The organism is Taibaiella koreensis (assembly GCF_003545715.1).
In the GTDB taxonomy this organism is placed as follows: domain Bacteria; phylum Bacteroidota; class Bacteroidia; order Chitinophagales; family Chitinophagaceae; genus Taibaiella; species Taibaiella koreensis.
In genome coordinates this window covers 510,335-527,594 of sequence record NZ_QVNU01000004.1, presented here as the reverse complement: position 1 = coordinate 527,594, position 17,260 = coordinate 510,335, and the positions used below count along the sequence as shown (strand labels likewise).

Below are 17,260 nucleotides of genomic sequence, written 5' to 3'. Positions count from 1 at the left end.
CATTCAGGTTGCAAATCTACGCCAGGATAACGGATCACCAACAGGTGTAATTATTTATTGATCTTAGTCAAGCGAGACTATCGTCATTTCATTAATCGTCACCTGCTTTCGGGAAAACAGCGATAACATCAATCAGGACATCAATAACATTTAACTCTGAACAGGGGAGCGGCCGGGGAGAAAGCCTTACTTTTGGCAGGTCAATTAAACCATGAACCGACTCCTTCTCTTTTCTCGATTGTCCATTGTATTTCTCTCGCTCGCCGGATCGCTGCGCGCTTCGGGGCAACAGGAGGCATCGTATCGCCATGCCCTTAAAGGTTATGAAGACAATGACTTGATCAAGCTTTTCGGTCCTGCATCGGATAAGGGCTATACCAATGGTACCCGTTTCGACTATTACTTTGTAAAAGATTCCTCCCGTTTCTTTCTCAACAAGCTGATGCCTAAGGCAGGAAGGCAGGCGGTAAATACCTATGGTATTGGTTTAATGCAGACCATGTATACCCCGGAAGACCTGCACGCCACTGAACCCGATGCGTCGGACTGGCCTTATACAGGTGCTTTGTTCCTGAGCTACAGCCAGCATTCTTCCAATGCGGATAAAGGGTATAATGTTCAAACGGAATTGATAGCGGGTGTCATGGGGCCAGCTTCCCTGGCCGAGCAGCTACAGACAGGCGTCCATAAATTGATCAATTCGGCAAAGCCTATGGGTTGGGATAAGCAATACCCGACAGATATCCTACTTAACCTGAACCTTAGCCTTGAAAAGCGGCTTTGGCAATACAACCGATGGCTTGATGTGACCGGTGGCGGACAGGCAATGGTGGGTACGATGATGGATGGGGCTTCCTTGTACGGCCTGGTTCGTATCGGTAAAATGAATGCTTACTTCGATGGCCTGCTGCCGCAATTTGTAAGCCGCAGGAAGCACCGGCTACAAGCTTATATTACTGCCAGACCTTCGCTGGAATGGGTGGGCTACAATGCCGTGATCGAAGGTGGTGTTTTTGCCGGCCGGTCAGACTATTACCAAAACAGCGATAAGCGGATCAGCAGCAATCGCAGTGTGTCGCGGCGCCTGGATCTATCGGCAGTGCTTGCCTATGGGCCTGTCAGCTTCTCTTTTACCCAGCGTATTATGCCACGCCTGCTCGATGGTTTGAACCACGAACGTCTGGGGAATATTTCTTTGTATGTTGCCTGGTGATTTGGAACCAAGAGCCAGGTATCAAGTATCAGGTATCAGGTATCAGGTATCAAGAACCTGGTGCTGATATCTTTTGACTCCTGCATCTAATATCTAACATCTAACATCTAATCTCTAACATCTAAAATCTATAGCTCAGGTTTAGTCCGCTGGTGCCGCCGTAGGGATTAAAATAGGGTTGCAGGGAAAGGTGTTTCTGTTGCTTTAGCTTGCGGTGCAGTTCGGGCACCAGTATGCCGGAAGCGCCGCCCACAACCAGTCCGAGCAATATGTCGGTCTTGAAGTGCTTGCCGGCATGCATGCGGTAATAGCCCACCATAGCCGGCGGTATAGCTGCGGCGGTGTACAGCGCGATCCGTTGCCAGCCTTTGATATGATGGTAGTCCGTGAGTACCTTTACGAGGAAAAAAGTCGAAGTGGCGCTGAACGAAACGTGTCCGCTGAAAAAGGAATTGCTGCGGGCCTCTCCGGTACGGAACGACATGGGTATGTCCGGATTGTAGGTCAGCGGGCGGGCGCGGCGTACCGGAAATGCAGCGGCGAAGTAAATGGTGTTGTCGACCGCATGGCTCACCATGTACAAGGTAAGCAGGTCGAGCCAATCCTTCCGTACCCTTTTGTCCAGGGCCAGCAGCACCGGGCTGGCGATAGAGAAATTAAGGAAGAAGTCTGAGCGGCCTTCCGCTTTCGTAAATCCGGCCGGGTTGTAGTCGACCACCGGCCGGTCAAAGCCGTTAATGTTGGCACGATTTAGCTTCAGGACATCGCTTTCACTCATGATCGAAGCTTTATCCAGTGCCTTGAAGCCAAAAAAAGAACCTACAATAAACACCAGGGAACCGGGCACCTCGTATTTGAGGTGCATCTGGTAAACCTTATGGTCTGTCTCAATGGGCAGGCTATCGGCCTGGGCGTTCAGGGCCAGAGGCAACAACGTTAAGTATAGTAACGTAATGGAGATCTTCATTGGCTGCAAAAATAACTAATGCAAAAATAAGATAACGATACGCTTGTCTCTATCAAAATTGTCGATCGTTGCTTTGATTCTCGGCAGGAAATAATACCTTGCGGGTACAATATCCGTTATGCTCACTTCGGTCTGGATCAAATCAGGGTTTCGCTATGGGCTCTCTTATGTTACCGCAGCTGTGGTATGTTCTATGTTGATCGTAATGGGCAATGATATGCTGATCCATTCGGCACACCGGGGATATCTCTCCGATGCCGTGCTGGAGATCGATTACCGGCAGTGGCTGCGGCTAAGCGCTATAGGTCTTGCCTTATCCTTCGCCCTTTATCTTATCCTGCACCGCTTATTCCTGTATCGTCTGCCGCTGCCCTTATCGGCTCTTTGCTGCGGTCTTATCAGCATGGTGGTGGCCTTCAGCACGGGAATCGGACATGGCCTTTGCTGGTATGAGCTGAAAAATCTGCTTACCTTCTTTATTGCCGGCTTTGCTTTTGCTTCTTTTTCCCGCCTGCTATAATAACCCATCCTTTCTTGTTGACCACCATTGCTGCAGCAACAAGCTGATCTGCGCTGATTCGACCAGGAAACCGTCATGGCCATAAGGAGAGGTGATCTCTTCGTAACGGCAATGAGGCAGATGTGCAGCCAGCTGCCGCTGTTCTTCGGGAGGGCAAAGGATATCGCTGGAAATGCCGATCAACAGCACGGGCTGCTTTATCGTGGCAAGTACCGGGGGTATAGAACCGCCACGGCCACGCGACAGGTTGTGGCTATCCATCGCTTTGCTGAGCAAATAGTAGCTGTAGGCATTGAAACGCCTGACCAGCTTATCGCCCTGATAATGCATATACGCACTGGCTTTGAAATGGTCTGTTTTTTCGGTGTCGGGATCGGTTTGCTGCTGTACCATCAGCTCGTAGTTGCGGTAAGTAAGCATGCCTATGGCCCTGGCTGCTTTCAGACCTTTGGCGCCGGCGCCGGGATCATCTTCGCCAAAGCTGGGGTCGGCTTCAATCGCGATCCGTTGAGTTGTATGCACGGCTATACCCCAGGCGCTTTCAGCTGCCGAGGTAGCCAGGACAAACAGCCTGTCTATGCGCTCCGGTTCCAGCAGCGCCCACTCCAGTGCCTGATAGCCGCCCATGCTGCCGCCGGCCAGCAGGCTGATGTTGCCGATGCCGAGGTGTTGCCGCAGCAGTACGTGGGCCTGTACCATATCGCGGATACTAAGCAGCGGGAAGTTGCTGTAATAAGGCTTTCCCGTTGTTTTATCAATGCTGAGCGGGCCTGTGCTACCGTAGCAACTACCCAGAATATTGGCGCAAACGATGTAATGGTAGCGGGGATCAAAAGCACAACCTTCGCCTATCATGCCTTCCCACCAGCCGGCAGCATCGTCGCTGGCCGTAAGTGCATGGCAGATCCAGATCACATTGTCTCCGGCTTCGTTCAGCTGGCCGTAAGTCGTATAGCCAATATGCAGCTCCGGCAGCTCGGCGCCGCACTCCAGGAGAAAGGGGTGGTCGTAATGATAGCTTTGTTGCATAGACAGATACAGGTCCTGTAATTTCCCGGCAAATGTAATGGCTGCTTCTTATTTTTACAGCAAAAATTAGATATGCCCGAGATACAGATCCGCTACGATATCCACAGCCGCACTTTTATCGCCTCGGATGAACAGCAGAACGAGGTGAGCTTCCAGTCTGTGCCCGATGGTGAAGAGCGCCCCAGGCAGGCTTCTGTGAGCCATGGGGTACGGCCCATGCAGGGCTTGCTGATGGCCCTGGGTACCTGCAGCGGTATCGATATCGTGGCTATTCTTGAGAAGCAGCGTCAGCCGTTCGATGGCTTCAGCCTGAAGATCACCGGGGAGCGGGAACAGGATAAGGTACCGGCCCTCTGGATCAAGGCCCATGTCGATTTTATCCTGAGTGGTCCCCTGGAGCAGGACAAAGCGCAAAGGGCGGCAGCTTTGTCGATCGAAAAATATTGTTCCGTAGCTGAGACCCTGCGACGTGCAGGCTGTGCGATTACTTATACTGTTCATCTTAATACCGCCGTGACCGCATAGCGCGGCGGGTAACCCTTTTTAATACATCCATATGCACCCGATCTCGAAAGCTATACGGATCCAGGCGGCGCGCAGCGCACAAATGGAGCATTCCGTACCTCTTTATCTTACCAGCAGCTTCTGCTTCGACTCTGCCGAAGACATGCGGGCTACCTTCGCCGATGAGCGGGAGGCCAATATTTACAGCCGTTTCGTTAATCCCAACGTTACTGAATTTACAGACAAGATCGCTGCCCTGGAAGGTGCGGAAGCCGCTTACGCCACGGCTTCCGGCATGAGTGCGGTCTCATCCACATTCCTGGCTTTGCTCAAGCAGGGCGATCATCTGCTCAGCTGCAATGCTATCTTTGGCAGCACTCATACCGTATTGAGCAAATACCTGCCTAAATATGGGATCAGCTATTCCTACTTCGCTGCCGACCAGCCCGATACCTGGGAGCAGACCATACGGCCCGAAACAAAAATGATCTATGTGGAAACGCCGACCAATCCGGGTCTGGATATTCTTGATCTGGAACGGCTGGGCCGGCTGGCGCAAAAGCACCGGCTGTTATTGGTGGTCGACAATTGCTTTGCCACACCGGTAGCGCAGCAGCCCATTACCTATGGGGCCGACCTGGTGATCCATTCGGGTACCAAATGGCTGGATGGACAGGGGAGGGTATTGGCAGGTGTTGTAGCAGGCAAAAAGGCGCTTATCCAGGAGATCTACCTGTTTTGTCGTAGCATGGGACCTTCTTTGTCCCCCTTCAATGCCTGGATCCTGAGCAAAAGCCTTGAGACCCTGGATGTACGCATGGAGCGCCACGCCGCCAATGCTTTGTTCCTGGCACAACAGCTCGAAGGGCATCCCGCCTTAAGCGGACTCAAATATCCTTTTCTACCCAGTCATCCGCAATATGCGATCGCACAAAGGCAGATGAAGAATGGCGGCGGAATTGTTTGCTTTGAGCTGAAAGGAGGCCTTGAAGCCGGGCGGCAGTTCCTTGACCGGCTGCAGATGCTGTCGCTGACCGCCAATCTCGGCGATACACGCAGCATAGCCTCGCATCCGGCCAGCACCACACATGCCAAGTTGAGCGAGGCGGAACGCCTGGCTGTAAACATAACCCCTGGGCTCATCCGTATCTCGGTGGGTCTTGAGCACAGGGACGATATCCTTGCCGATATTCTGCAGGCCTTGCCGGAAGCCTGAATGACAACAGCCACAGCGGGATTTGCTGTGGCTGTTCAATGGTATTGATGTTTGTGCTTATATAGGTTGCGCGTCTTCCTGGATGAGGAGCCGGGTAAGATGCTCGTTGAGTGAGAGTAGTTCCAGCATTTTCCGGTATTCTTCCAGGTTCTTCAGGTAAAACTCGGGATGGTCAAGAAGGGTTTTGATCTGCTTCAGCTCCGTTTGATCAGTATATTTGATTTGATAACTCATGGCCTCCATTGTTTGGAATGCTAAAGTAGATCAAAATTTTCTTTAAAAATTAACATGGTAATCCCCTGTGGAAATTTCAGGGTTTACCCTTATAGGATAAACCCGTAGACGACCGCAAGGCTTGCCCGTCCCGACTATAGTACGCTATTCCTGTAGCTGATGGTTATAAATAGGGTAGGTTTACCCTTTTTTGTACCCTGCCGCTTCCTTTTACCCGGGCTAATGTTTATCTTGTTGCAAGATGCCGCCGTAGATGATCACCCGGCGTTTGCAGTATTACCGGCTGATGGGCTTAACCTTATCCATATACATCCGGCATATCCCATAAACCCTGCCTGGCACCTTGCCGAAGGAGCCGGTCTCTATCGCTCTGTATCATGAAACGGCTTCTGTTCTTCCTGCTCCTGGCACTGAACGGCATTGCTGCCAGGGCGCTTCATGTCGCTATTGTGGCCTCTTTACCTTACCAGATGGATATCCGCTGGCAAGGCGTCGCTTCCGGAGCCGGTTATACTACCGCTATTATACCTGCCGTTACACTAAATAATCTTTCCCTGCTGGATACAGTGGATATATTGGTCGTGAGCAATGCAATGGGTGCACTGAGCCCCACGCATGTCAATACGCTGCGTGCTTTCCTGCAAAGCGGCCGTTCGGTATACCTGCAGGGAGAATACCTGCCCACCCAACCTGGCAATGCAGCCTTTGCCCAGCTGATCAATAGCCTGGGTGGAAGTTTCGTATGGGGAGGCGTCTTAAACGGCAACCTGAATCCTTCGATCAACGGGTCGCTGGCTACGGTAAGCCAGAGCGTAAGTACCTTGCCTTACTTCTGGTATGGCTGCACGGCCTCGGCATCCTGCAATTGCGCTGCCTTTATGCTCGCGGGCGGGCAACCCGTCGGATGGCAGTTCCATTCGCCGGGAACGGGCCGCCTGCTGTTTACTAGCGATCAGGATTGGGTGTTGGCGGCCAATGTTTATCCGGCGTCGCAGGACCTGATGCGGAATATCCTGGTCCATCTTGCAGATACTGCTATCGGCAGCCAGGCGCTGCCTGTGATGGCGGGTATCACCGCAATTCCCGGCGATACCGTTTGTGCCGGTACGCCGGTCAGCTTTACTGCCAGCGCGGTGAATGCCGGCATCGCACCCTTATTCCAATGGAAGAAGAACGGCATCAACACCGGTAGTAACAGCAGCAGCTATACGACGGCAGTATTGTCCAATGGCGACGGGATCAGCTGTGTGATCACACCGGGAGCGGGTTGTACGGGTAGCAGTGCAGTCAGCAATAGCATCATCATGACGGTCAATCCCCTGCGATCCGATACACAGGCCCTTACGCTTTGCATGGGACAGCTGCCGTATACCTGGAACGGGATCAGTGTCGGCGTTGCCGGGACCGCAGTTGCCTCCTTTACCTGTCCTTCGGTCGTGACCGGCTGCGACAGCACGACCGTACTTGATCTTTTTACCCTGGCGCCGGTTACTGCCCACGATACCTTATCTCTTTGTCCCGGTCAGTTGCCTTATACCTGGAACTGGATCACCGTCACGGCTTCGGGGCCGGCTGCGGCAACCTATACCATGGCTTCGCAGCTTTCCGGCTGCGACAGCACCACGATCCTGGACATTCTTAGTCCCGTGATCAGCCGCATTGTTGACACGACGATCTGTAGCGGTATGTTGCCTTACCCGTTTGGTGGGCAATCCTGTAACGGTAGCGGTACTTTTATGCAGTCCTTTGTATCCCATGCAGGCTGCGATAGCCTGGTTACCCTGGTGCTTCATGTCCCGGCCAATCCCGTGGTTAGTTTCAGTACGCTCGTTTCCTGCGGCCCGGTCGGTGTCAACGGGAAGCTTTATATAGCAGATACTGTAGTACGGGATACCTTATATACGACTTATGGCTGTGATAGCCTATACCACAGTCTGCAGATCACGATTGAAAAGACACGGAACGATACCCTGCGGGCGACTGTTTGTCAGGGTGAGGTTTATTGGTTTGCCGGTGAACCGTTTGAAGGCGCTGGTATTTACAGCCGGCTTTACCAAACGCCGCAAGGGTGTGATTCAACAGAGGTGCTCCTGCTGTCCGTACAGGCCTTACCGGATATCAGGATACAGGGGCCCGATGTCGCAGGAAAGCTTTGTGCCGGGGATTCGCTTCACTTGTCGGTTTCCGGCGGATCAAGCTATGAATGGTTTGACGACGGGAGCTTCCTGGGCGCTGGGCAGGAGATGAGCATACTTTTGTCTGCCGGCGACAACCTGGTCCGGGTTAAGGGTAAAGACCTGCTGGCTTGCAGCAATACAAACGATCTGCGCCTGAATGCGGCTAATTGCTGCCGGCTGCAGCTGCCTAACGCTTTCAGTCCTAACGGCGATGGCCTGAACGATCATTTCTTACCCGTATCCAATGCACATCCCGATCCCTATATCCTGCGCATCTTTAACCGCTGGGGCCGTATCGTTTTTGCGGGCACCCGTATTGAAGCCGGCTGGGACGGCACTGTTGACGGCAGTCCTGCCGATGCAGGTACCTATTACTATCGCATAGAGGGCCGCTGCACGGGCGATCTTTCCCTGCGTGAGCAGGGAAGCTTTGTACTGATCCGCTAAGCAACAATACCGGTTCCGTTTTGTTACTTTTTAAAACATAATAATTATGAAAGCGATATGGAACGACGCCGTGCTGGCCGAAAGCGACAATACCATTGTGATCGAGAATAATCATTATTTTCCACCTTCATCGATCAATATGCACCTGCTGGAACATTCGGCTACTCATACTACCTGTCCCTGGAAAGGAGAGGCCTCTTACTACTCTTTGCAGGTCAACGGAGAAAAAAATAAAGACGCGGCCTGGTATTATCCCGAACCAAAGCCGGCGGCTTCGGAGATCAAGGATTATATAGCCTTCTGGCATGGTGTCGAAATAGTGCCTTAGCACGTTATCCTTGTGTTAAGCCATGTCGAGCTGTTGATTTAGATCATAGTTCTGAAAGCGGAGTTGATCTGTGAATGCTGTTTTGGATTTAATATTGTGATGTCATCTTCAATAATAAACAACAAACAATGATAGCAAGTAAAGGTTATGCTGCCCAAGCAGCGGAGGTTCCTCTGGGATCCTGGAATTTTGAGCGTCGTGAGGTAGGCGAGCATGATGTGCTATTTGATATCCTCTATTGCGGCGTATGCCATTCTGATCTGCACCAGGTGCGCAACGAATGGGGCAATTCTATTTTCCCCATGGTACCCGGCCACGAGATCGTGGGAAGGGTAAGGCAGGTGGGTTCGGCAGTGACGCGGTTCAGGGAGGGTGATCTTGCCGGTGTTGGTTGCCTGGTGGATTCCTGCCGTACCTGCGAGAATTGTAAGGAAGGACTGGAACAATATTGTCTGAATGGTAATACCGGGACCTATAACAGCTATGGTCGTGACGGGTTGCCTACCTACGGCGGTTATTCCGATCAGATTGTAACGCATGAAGATTTTGTGCTGCATATTTCCGAAAAGCTTCCTCTGGAGGCTGTAGCACCCCTGCTTTGCGCCGGTATCACCACTTATTCGCCGCTGCGCCATTGGGGTATCAGCAAAGGACATAAGGTGGCTGTTCTGGGTCTGGGTGGCCTGGGGCATATGGGTGTTAAATTTGCCGCTTCTTTAGGCGCCGAGGTAACGGTATTAAGCACTTCTCCTTCCAAAGAGGAGAATGCCCGCCAGCTGGGTGCGCATAAATTTGCCGTAACCTCTGACCCTGAGCAATTGAAACAGATCACCGGCTATTTCGATTTTATTCTCGATACGGTTTCGGCCGAGCATGACTATGGCATGTACCTGTCCCTGCTCAAAACCAACGGTGTTCATATCTGTGTGGGTGCGCCGCCCACACCTGCCCAGGTGCACGCTTTTAAGCTCATCGGTGGCCGTAAAAGCCTGGCCGGCTCGCTGATAGGCGGTATTCCCGAAACACAGGAAATGCTGGATTACTGCGCCGAACACAATATCGTGTCCGATGTAGAGGTGATCGATATAAAAGACATTAATACCGCGTACGAACGGATGTTGAAAGGCGATGTACGGTATCGTTTCGTGATCGATATGGCAACGCTTTAAGCCTGTCAAATGATAATACTGAAGACGCCGGCGCAGGATGCCGGCGTCTTCTTTTGTATAGGGTACAATATGCAGCTTGTTTATTTCGTTAATTTGCGCGCTGAATCATTTATTCTTTAGTGGCGATCTGTCTATCGGACCTGTATAGAATCGCCCGCTATGCTTTTTATCCCGGCTCATGAGCAAGATCTACCTGCTGTTGTGTTCGCTTCTTTGTTTTTGCTCTTATAAGCTCTCCGCGCAACAGGCGCCGGTATCCATACGGCTAAGCGATGGCAAACAGCCGGTGTCCTTCGCTGCGATCACGGTGATTGGGCAAGTCGATACCCAGTACCGCCGTTCCGCCATCGCCGACACTGGTGGTGTGGCCCTCTTTGACCTGGATACGCCGGGTTTGTACCTGGTACAGGTAACGGCCCTCAATTATAAATCGCTAAGCAAAGGGATCCATGCCAGGACCGGGGCTACGGATTTCAATCTGCTCCTGGAGGCTACGGGAAGCGCCATCGGAGAGGTGACGATCAAGGCCGTAAAGACACCATTGATACGGCAGGAAGATGATAAGACCATTGTCGATCCTTCAAGCCTGGCCGAAGCCAGCACCAGCGGCTATGAGGTGCTGGAAAAAACGCCGGGCATCTTTATCGACCAGGACGGGAATATCTACCTGGGCAGTATTACCCCGGCTACCGTGTACATCAACGGGCGGGAAATGAAAATGAGCCGGACGGATATTGCCACGATGCTGAAAAGCCTTCCACCCAATGCCATCGAAAAGATCGAGATACTACGTACCCCTTCTGCAAAGTATGATGCCTCCGGCGCCGGAGGCATTGTGAATGTCGTTTTGAAAAAGGGTGTGAAGATAGGACTCACCGGTAGCATCAATGCCGGTTTCCAGCAGGGTACCTACGGCAACCAGTTTGGCGGCGTCAACATAGCCAACAGCAATGGCATTACCTCGACGTATCTGAACCTGAATTATACCCGCCGCAATGGCTACGACGTGCTCAATACGCAGCGGCATATCGGCGGCGACTCCCTGCTCGGCCAGGCATCGCGTACAACCTCGCCGGGAAATGTGTACTTCCTGGGATATGGCATCAGCCATGAATGGAACAATAAATGGAGCACAGCTTACGATGGAACGGTGAGCTATACTGATGCGTTCAACAAGACAGAGAATACCAATATTTTTAGTCGTGAAACGCAGGTGCTGGGAGAAAGTGTGGCCCACCTGAAAAACGATGACGGCACTTTTTTTATCAACCAGGATGTTAGTAGTACTTACAAAATAGACAGCGCCGGATCGCAATGGACCAATGACCTGTCTTATCTCTATTCGGCCAATAGCATCGACCAGGTATTCGGCAGCCAGTCGCCGCTGGCCTATGACGGCGATGGTACAGTAAGCGGTAAGCGGCATTTCCTGGCCTTCCAGAGTGACCTGGTATATAAGCTTCGGTACCGGATCAGCCTGGAGGCGGGTCTGAAAGGCAGCTATCTCAACTTTGATAATGATGCCGCTTATTTTCTCACTTATAATGGCGACCGTATACCCGATAATACGCGTACAAGCGTGTATCGTTACCGCGAAAACATCAATGCAGCATACCTGCAGGCATCGAAGGCGCTCAGCGATATTATACTTAAAGCCGGCGTTCGCATGGAAAATACCAATATGGACGGACAGCAACGCGTACCGGGCGATACGTCGTTCACCATTCGTCGCACCGATTTCTTCCCTTATGTCTACCTGAGCAAACGGCTCATGAGCATCGCGCATTTTGAGATCAGGGCTTACCTGGTATACCGGCGCACGATAAGCCGGCCTACCTATGAGCAGTTGAATCCCTTTCCGCAGTATGTCGATCAGTTCCTGTCCGAAGCGGGTAACCCGACGCTAAAGCCCCAGTTCACCAATAATTACGAGTTCAACATCAGCGCAGCAGAGCATCCGCTTCTTGCGATAGGCTTCAACGATACGCGCGACATGTTCACCAACGTTTATTACCAGGGTGATAATGGCAGCAAAGCACAGGCTTTCCGCACTTATGACAACATCGGCAGGAACCGGGAATTTTACCTGCGGGGCTTCGGCGCCATACCGCCGGGCGGCATCTATTTCTTCGTGCTAGGCGGGCAATACAATTACAATATCTACGAAGGTTTCTATGAAGGAAAGCCTTTATCGTTCCGCAGGCCCAGCTGGTTGTTCTTTACCTATCATCAACTGAAGTTGGATAAGAACTCGCAGATCACGATGAATGGTTTTCTCCGCCTGAAAGGGCCGCTGCAGTTCTATGAGCTCAGCACTTTCGGTGCGCTTAATATCAGCATTAACCGCAAGTTTTTTAAGCAGAAGCTGACGGTGACGCTGAGCGCCAATGATATTTTCTTCACCAACAATAACAACTTCACTATCGAACAGGGAACGGTGGATGCCAGCGGTTACCGGGAAACCGACTCCCGGCGTTTCGGCATCAACCTGCGATACAACTTCGGGTTTCATAAAAAAGAAGAAGAGCGGGATATGTTTACCGCACCGGAAAGGACAAATTAAAACCAACCGCAATGCATTGCAAGGGTGTCTTTATAAAAAGCATGCAATATGCAAGTGTTGCATGTTCTATTTTCATTTTGAATTTAAAAATCATTCTTATGAAAAAGGCCGGTTTCCTATTCCTGCTTCTGCTTGTCGTCTTAATGCCTGTGCTTAGCGGTCAGCAGGTATTTGCGCCTTTAAACGCCGTATGGCATTATAGCTATGGTACCGATGAATACACGGGTTATACGCTGCAAAAGGTGGCCGGTGATACCACAATTGCCGGGAAAGTTTGCCGGAAAGTCAACCGTACCCTGTACCGGTACGACCTTTCCAATCCTTCTTTGTTTGTCGATAGCAGTAAGACAAGCGTGTATCTGAATATGAGTAACGATACCGTGTTTTATTATAATGGGTACTTTTCCCGTTTTCTACCCTTGTATATTTTTAACGTTGCTATGGGCGACACCCTGGTCTACCAGGTTCCGGAACCATTGCCCGGCGCGCCTCAGGATACCTTATTCCGTATAGTGATAGACAGCATCCGGACTGTAACCGTTAATGGTGTTCCACTCAAAAGGGTATTTAACACGGCACTGGATGGCTGGGGCTTTTACGGAAGCCGCTCGGGGAGCTATACACAGCTGCTTGGAGCGGAAGAAGGTCTGGCAGTGCATGCTAACGGTGTGACGACAACAAACATCATGAGGCCTGTTATACGTTGCTATAGGGATAATGTTATCAATTATATCCGGGAACCTGGCGGCATTTGCGAGGGTACCAATGGTATAACCTATTTGCAAAACGGCACGCCAATAGTAGAGATATATCCTGTTCCGGCAAGAGACTTACTCTATATAAAAATGAAAGATCGTAATCAGGCAATCCAATCGGTTTACCTTACCGACATGGCCGGGCGGCAAGTACCCTGTCGCCGGTCTTTAAAGACGCAGCAAGAGGCAACACTTTATGTGGACAATCTGGCTTCGGGAATATACCTGATCCATATAAGCGCGCAGGATAAACAGCTGGTGAGAAAGATAACCCTATATTAGTGAAGGATCTGGTATAGTCGCAGAAGAAAAAATGGGGATACAGCGCTTTCCGGAGCCGGCAATTTTTGACTTATAAATCGCTTTTCCCCTTAATGAACCTTCGCATTTTCCATACACCAAAGATGGCTTCCTTTACAATGCCCTTCGACATTTTGGACACGCCTTCCTTACGGTCGACAAAGGTGATGGGTACTTCTTTGATCTTAAAGCCGAGCTTCCAGGCCCTGTACTTCATTTCGATCTGGAAAGCATAGCCGATAAAGCGTACCTTATCGAGCGGAATCTTTTCCAGCACTTCTCTTTTATAGCAGACAAAGCCCGCTGTGCAATCCTTGACGGGCATCCAGGTGATGAGCCGCACGTAAACAGAAGCGCCATAAGAGATGAAGACCCGGTCAAACGGCCAGTTCCTTATCTTGCCACCGGATACATAACGGGAACCGACGGCTACATCGGCCTTAGTATGGCAGGCATCATACAGGCGAAGCAGGTCGTCGGGATTGTGCGAAAAGTCGGCGTCCATTTCGAAAATGTAGCGATAACCTTTCTGCAGCGCCCATTTGAAGCCGAAAATATAAGCAGTGCCCAGGCCTTGTTTACCGCCGCGTTCGGCGATATGAAGCTGCTCGCCAAACTCCTGCTGCAATTGCTTGACAATAGTGGCGGTGCCGTCGGGCGAGCCATCGTCAACTACCAACACATGAAAACGGCCTTCAAGAGAAAACACTTTGCGTAAAATGTTCTCTATGTTTTCCTTTTCGTTATATGTGGGTATGATGACTAGCTTGTCCAAACGTCTGGTGTTAAATAATGATGATTGCTGACGGGTCGCAAGATACTATTTCATTTTTTTTAGAAGCATATTGTTCAGGATCTCGGAAATCATCTGCTTTGTGTGTAAAGCAAAATCGGCCTGCATCATCCAGTCATAATATTGCGGTTCTTTGCGGAAGACGTCTTCTACGGGGATGCCTTTATGCTTACCGAAATTGAAAACGGGCACGCCGTTTTTCATCACCATCCTTCGTGCATAATCGACAAAATCGTCGCCCCCGGTAAAGTTGTGCAACTCATTCACATCGTTGGTGAGGTCGGTGTATTTATCCAGCTGCGCTTCAAGTACATCGATAGTAGCCAGCACGTCGGCTTCTGCGCTGTGCGCGTTGGCAAGCTCGCGGTTGCAATAGAAGGCATAGGCAGCGCTGAGGGTACGGGCTTCTTTCTTGAAAAAGATCTGCTGCACATCGACCAGCTTACGCGACTTGAAGTCGACGGGAATACCGGCACGAAGAAACTCTTCTGCCAAAGCAGGTATGTCGAATTTGTTGGAGTTATAGCCACCAAGATCGCATTGGTGCAGGAATTGCTTCAACTCGTGTGCGACCTCCTTAAAGGTGGGCGCATCCTTCACGTCGGCGTCGTAGATGCCATGTATAGCAGAAGAGTCGGGAGGGATCGGCATTTCGGGATTCAGTCTCCTCATCCACGTCATACGGCCGCCATCAGGTAGAAGCTTGATCACCGCTATTTCTACGATCCGGTCCTTTGCTGCGTCTACTCCTGTCGTTTCCAGATCAAAAAAAGCGATGGGTCGTTGTAATTGTAATCGGGCCATTGGGTTACAGAAAAATCGGGTAAAAATAATTTAAAAAGCCGAATAGCCAACCTTTTGCGTGCCCGAAACCAAAATAAATTATTCATCCGGCGCGAAAAAGAACTGGTATCAAATACCTATCTTTCCTTAATAAACAGACCGGTTATGAACGTTAAATTCGAAGCTTCGCTGGAAGACGGGGTCCATTATCAGCTGAGCCGTATGGCCGGCGCCTGGCAGGGTATAGCGCGTACCTGGTTTGAACCGGATGTGGTTGCCGATGAATCGCCGGTGAAAGGTACGATACGGCCTGTTCTGGGCGGGCGTTTCCTGCTGCATGAATACGAAGGCAGCTTTGCGGGCAAGCCCTTGCAGGGCATCGTTATTTATGGCTACGACCTCAATACAGGCCGGTTCCAGAGCGCCTGGATCGATAGCTTTCATATGGGTACCGGCATTATGTATGCACAACAGCGTACCGAAGCAGGCCATTTTTCGGTCTACGGCACTTACCAGGTGATGGCCGGCGAACAGCAGGAATGGGGCTGGCGTACCGATATGGAGCTCGAAGACGATCGTACACTGTTGATCACGGCTTATAACATTACACCGGCAGGCGAGGAGACCCGGGCGACGGAGATCGTATACAGGCGACAGTAATACCGGCAGGAGATGCGCTTCCCGCCTGCTTTTCGGAAGCGCCGATCATTAAAAATGATACTAGTGTAAAAAATATTTTTCAGCATTTTGAAAATTTGAAATTGTTGCTATACCTTTGCACATGGCTGCAAAATCTAAGTTCTACGGCGAAGGACTCACTTTTGATGATGTGCTTCTTGCCCCTGCTTACTCCGAAGTACTTCCGCGCGAAGTAAACATTTCAACCCAACTAACTAAAGACATTAAACTGAACATTCCGCTGCTGTCCGCCGCTATGGACACGGTAACGGAAATGGAGCTTGCCATCGCCCTGGCGCGTGAGGGCGGTATCGGCATGTTGCATAAAAACATGACCATACAGCAGCAGGCCGAGCAGGTACGCCGCGTAAAGCGCTCCGAAAGCGGCCTGATCCTGGATCCCATCACTTTGTCGCCGGATGCCACTGTGGGCGAGGCTTTGAAGCTGATGAAGGACAATAAGATCGGCGGCATTCCCATTGTAGCCGAAGGGCATAAGATCGCCGGTATCCTTACCAACCGTGATCTGCGCTTTGAGAAGAACCTGAAACGTAAAGTGTCGGAGGTAATGACTTCTGCTAACCTGATCACTGCTCCCCAGGGTACTGATCTCTTAAAGGCAGAAAAAATATTGCAGCAGCACAAGATCGAAAAGCTGCCTGTGGTCGACCGCAGCGGCAAGCTGATCGGCCTTATCACCTTCCGCGATATACTGCAGTTTAAGAGCCATCCCAATGCCGGGAAAGACGGCTATGGCCGCCTGCTGGCCGGCGCTGCAGTGGGCATCACCGCCGATATACTGGACCGTGTGGAAGCACTGGTGCAATCAGGTGTCGATGTCATTACCATGGACAGCGCTCATGGTCATTCCAAAGGTGTGATCGAAACGGTGAAACTGGTCCGTAAGAATTTTAAGACCTTACCTATTATAGCCGGTAATGTGGCTACCGCTGCAGGCGCCAAAGCATTGGCCGCCGCGGGCGCCGATGCCGTAAAAGTGGGTGTGGGACCAGGTTCCATTTGCACGACCCGTGTGGTAACAGGGGCCGGCGCACCACAGCTTACCGCTATTATGGAAGCCAGCCAGGCACTGAAAGCCAAAGGTATTCCCGTAATCGCCGATGGCGGTATCCGCTATACCGGCGACCTGGTAAAGGCGCTTGTCGCCGGCGCCAGCACGATCATGGCCGGTTCCATTTTTGCCGGAACGGAAGAAAGTCCGGGCGACACCATTATCTACGAAGGCCGCAAATTCAAATCTTACCGCGGCATGGGTTCTATCGATGCCATGCAGGAAGGATCGAAGGACCGCTACTTCCAGGACGCGGAAGACGACATCAAGAAATTGGTACCCGAAGGTATTGTAGGTCGTGTGCCGTACAAGGGCAGTCTGAAAGAAGTAGTGCAGCAATTCGTCGGTGGTCTGCGTGCCGGTATGGGTTACTGTGGTGCAAAGGACATCAAGTCGTTGCAGGAAGATGCACAGTTCATCCGTATTACAGCTGCGAGCATGGCCGAGAGCCATCCGCACGATATCGTGATCACCAAGGAGGCGCCGAACTACAGCCGCAGATCCTGACACAG

General features: G+C 51.3%; 16 protein-coding genes. 11 read left to right on the top strand and 5 right to left on the bottom strand.

Annotated features, from left to right (window positions below; all coding sequences use genetic code 11):
• Positions 1-211: 211 nt before the first annotated feature.
• The gene (locus DZK30_RS16005) at positions 212-1,213 is read left to right on the top strand and encodes a lipid A deacylase LpxR family protein (protein WP_118975138.1); all 1,002 of its coding nucleotides are present in this window, start codon (positions 212-214) and stop codon (positions 1,211-1,213) included.
• 121 nt (positions 1,214-1,334) lie between these two features.
• Here DZK30_RS16005 and DZK30_RS16000 read toward each other — a convergent pair whose 3' ends face one another.
• Positions 1,335-2,180, bottom strand: coding sequence for a phosphatase PAP2 family protein (locus tag DZK30_RS16000; RefSeq protein WP_118975137.1), 846 nt, complete (start codon positions 2,178-2,180; stop codon positions 1,335-1,337).
• A gap of 118 nt (positions 2,181-2,298) precedes the next feature.
• Between DZK30_RS16000 and DZK30_RS15995 the strand changes: the two genes are divergently transcribed.
• Entirely contained in the window at positions 2,299-2,700 is a 402-nt protein-coding gene (locus DZK30_RS15995; RefSeq protein ID WP_118975136.1) for a hypothetical protein, read from the top strand.
• Here the strand turns inward: DZK30_RS15995 and metX are convergent.
• Positions 2,695-3,735, bottom strand: a complete 1,041-nt coding sequence (gene metX, locus DZK30_RS15990) for a homoserine O-acetyltransferase MetX (protein ID WP_262706909.1) — start codon at positions 3,733-3,735, stop codon at positions 2,695-2,697. The two genes, DZK30_RS15995 and metX, sit on opposite strands and share 6 nt — an antisense overlap.
• A gap of 66 nt (positions 3,736-3,801) precedes the next feature.
• Between metX and DZK30_RS15985 the strand changes: the two genes are divergently transcribed.
• Both DZK30_RS15985 and DZK30_RS15980 read left to right on the top strand, forming a co-directional pair.
• Positions 3,802-4,254, top strand: coding sequence for an OsmC family protein (locus tag DZK30_RS15985; RefSeq protein WP_118975134.1), 453 nt, complete (start codon positions 3,802-3,804; stop codon positions 4,252-4,254).
• 31 nt (positions 4,255-4,285) lie between these two features.
• A complete protein-coding gene (locus tag DZK30_RS15980; RefSeq protein WP_118975133.1) occupies positions 4,286-5,449 on the top strand; it encodes a trans-sulfuration enzyme family protein in 1,164 nt (387 codons plus the stop codon).
• Positions 5,450-5,506: 57 nt separating this feature from the next.
• Here DZK30_RS15980 and DZK30_RS15975 read toward each other — a convergent pair whose 3' ends face one another.
• Entirely contained in the window at positions 5,507-5,683 is a 177-nt protein-coding gene (locus DZK30_RS15975) for a hypothetical protein (protein WP_162903145.1), read from the bottom strand.
• Positions 5,684-6,060: 377 nt separating this feature from the next.
• On the opposite strand from DZK30_RS15975, the gene DZK30_RS15970 reads away from it, so the two are divergent.
• The 5 genes from DZK30_RS15970 to DZK30_RS15950 all read left to right on the top strand — a co-directional run bounded on the left by DZK30_RS15970 (position 6,061) and on the right by DZK30_RS15950 (position 13,404).
• Positions 6,061-8,307, top strand: coding sequence for a gliding motility-associated C-terminal domain-containing protein (locus DZK30_RS15970; protein ID WP_118975131.1), 2,247 nt, complete (start codon positions 6,061-6,063; stop codon positions 8,305-8,307).
• 46 nt (positions 8,308-8,353) lie between these two features.
• Positions 8,354-8,635, top strand: coding sequence for a DUF427 domain-containing protein (locus DZK30_RS15965; protein WP_118975130.1), 282 nt, complete (start codon positions 8,354-8,356; stop codon positions 8,633-8,635).
• 128 nt (positions 8,636-8,763) lie between these two features.
• Positions 8,764-9,804, top strand: a complete 1,041-nt coding sequence (locus DZK30_RS15960) for an NAD(P)-dependent alcohol dehydrogenase (protein ID WP_118975129.1) — start codon at positions 8,764-8,766, stop codon at positions 9,802-9,804.
• Between the two features lie 178 nt (positions 9,805-9,982).
• Positions 9,983-12,367 (top strand): outer membrane beta-barrel protein, encoded by a 2,385-nt coding sequence (locus tag DZK30_RS15955; protein ID WP_118975128.1) that lies wholly within the window; start codon positions 9,983-9,985, stop codon positions 12,365-12,367.
• A 98-nt stretch (positions 12,368-12,465) separates the two neighbouring features.
• On the top strand, positions 12,466-13,404 hold the full coding sequence (locus tag DZK30_RS15950) for a T9SS type A sorting domain-containing protein (protein WP_162903144.1): 939 nt from the start codon (positions 12,466-12,468) through the stop codon (positions 13,402-13,404).
• 70 nt (positions 13,405-13,474) lie between these two features.
• Here the strand turns inward: DZK30_RS15950 and DZK30_RS15945 are convergent, their stop codons facing one another.
• Positions 13,475-14,197 (bottom strand): polyprenol monophosphomannose synthase, encoded by a 723-nt coding sequence (locus tag DZK30_RS15945; RefSeq protein WP_118975126.1) that lies wholly within the window; start codon positions 14,195-14,197, stop codon positions 13,475-13,477.
• Between the two features lie 45 nt (positions 14,198-14,242).
• On the bottom strand, positions 14,243-15,019 hold the full coding sequence (locus DZK30_RS15940; protein WP_118975125.1) for a 3'-5' exonuclease: 777 nt from the start codon (positions 15,017-15,019) through the stop codon (positions 14,243-14,245).
• Between the two features lie 144 nt (positions 15,020-15,163).
• On the opposite strand from DZK30_RS15940, the gene DZK30_RS15935 reads away from it, so the two are divergent.
• Both DZK30_RS15935 and guaB read left to right on the top strand, forming a co-directional pair.
• Positions 15,164-15,658, top strand: coding sequence for a DUF1579 domain-containing protein (locus tag DZK30_RS15935; protein WP_118975267.1), 495 nt, complete (start codon positions 15,164-15,166; stop codon positions 15,656-15,658).
• Between the two features lie 121 nt (positions 15,659-15,779).
• Entirely contained in the window at positions 15,780-17,255 is a 1,476-nt protein-coding gene (guaB, locus tag DZK30_RS15930) for an IMP dehydrogenase (RefSeq protein WP_118975124.1), read from the top strand.
• Positions 17,256-17,260 lie beyond the last annotated feature (5 nt).

Coding starts and splice junctions, on each gene's coding strand:
- DZK30_RS16005 (WP_118975138.1), top strand. CDS start 212: ATGAACCGACTCCTTCTCTTTTCTCGATTGTCCATTGTATTTCTCTCG.
- DZK30_RS16000 (WP_118975137.1), bottom strand. CDS start 2,180: ATGAAGATCTCCATTACGTTACTATACTTAACGTTGTTGCCTCTGGCC.
- DZK30_RS15995 (WP_118975136.1), top strand. CDS start 2,299: ATGCTCACTTCGGTCTGGATCAAATCAGGGTTTCGCTATGGGCTCTCT.
- DZK30_RS15985 (WP_118975134.1), top strand. CDS start 3,802: ATGCCCGAGATACAGATCCGCTACGATATCCACAGCCGCACTTTTATC.
- DZK30_RS15980 (WP_118975133.1), top strand. CDS start 4,286: ATGCACCCGATCTCGAAAGCTATACGGATCCAGGCGGCGCGCAGCGCA.
- DZK30_RS15975 (WP_162903145.1), bottom strand. CDS start 5,683: ATGAGTTATCAAATCAAATATACTGATCAAACGGAGCTGAAGCAGATC.
- DZK30_RS15970 (WP_118975131.1), top strand. CDS start 6,061: ATGAAACGGCTTCTGTTCTTCCTGCTCCTGGCACTGAACGGCATTGCT.
- DZK30_RS15965 (WP_118975130.1), top strand. CDS start 8,354: ATGAAAGCGATATGGAACGACGCCGTGCTGGCCGAAAGCGACAATACC.
- DZK30_RS15960 (WP_118975129.1), top strand. CDS start 8,764: ATGATAGCAAGTAAAGGTTATGCTGCCCAAGCAGCGGAGGTTCCTCTG.
- DZK30_RS15955 (WP_118975128.1), top strand. CDS start 9,983: ATGAGCAAGATCTACCTGCTGTTGTGTTCGCTTCTTTGTTTTTGCTCT.
- DZK30_RS15950 (WP_162903144.1), top strand. CDS start 12,466: ATGAAAAAGGCCGGTTTCCTATTCCTGCTTCTGCTTGTCGTCTTAATG.
- DZK30_RS15940 (WP_118975125.1), bottom strand. CDS start 15,019: ATGGCCCGATTACAATTACAACGACCCATCGCTTTTTTTGATCTGGAA.
- DZK30_RS15935 (WP_118975267.1), top strand. CDS start 15,164: ATGAACGTTAAATTCGAAGCTTCGCTGGAAGACGGGGTCCATTATCAG.
- guaB (WP_118975124.1), top strand. CDS start 15,780: ATGGCTGCAAAATCTAAGTTCTACGGCGAAGGACTCACTTTTGATGAT.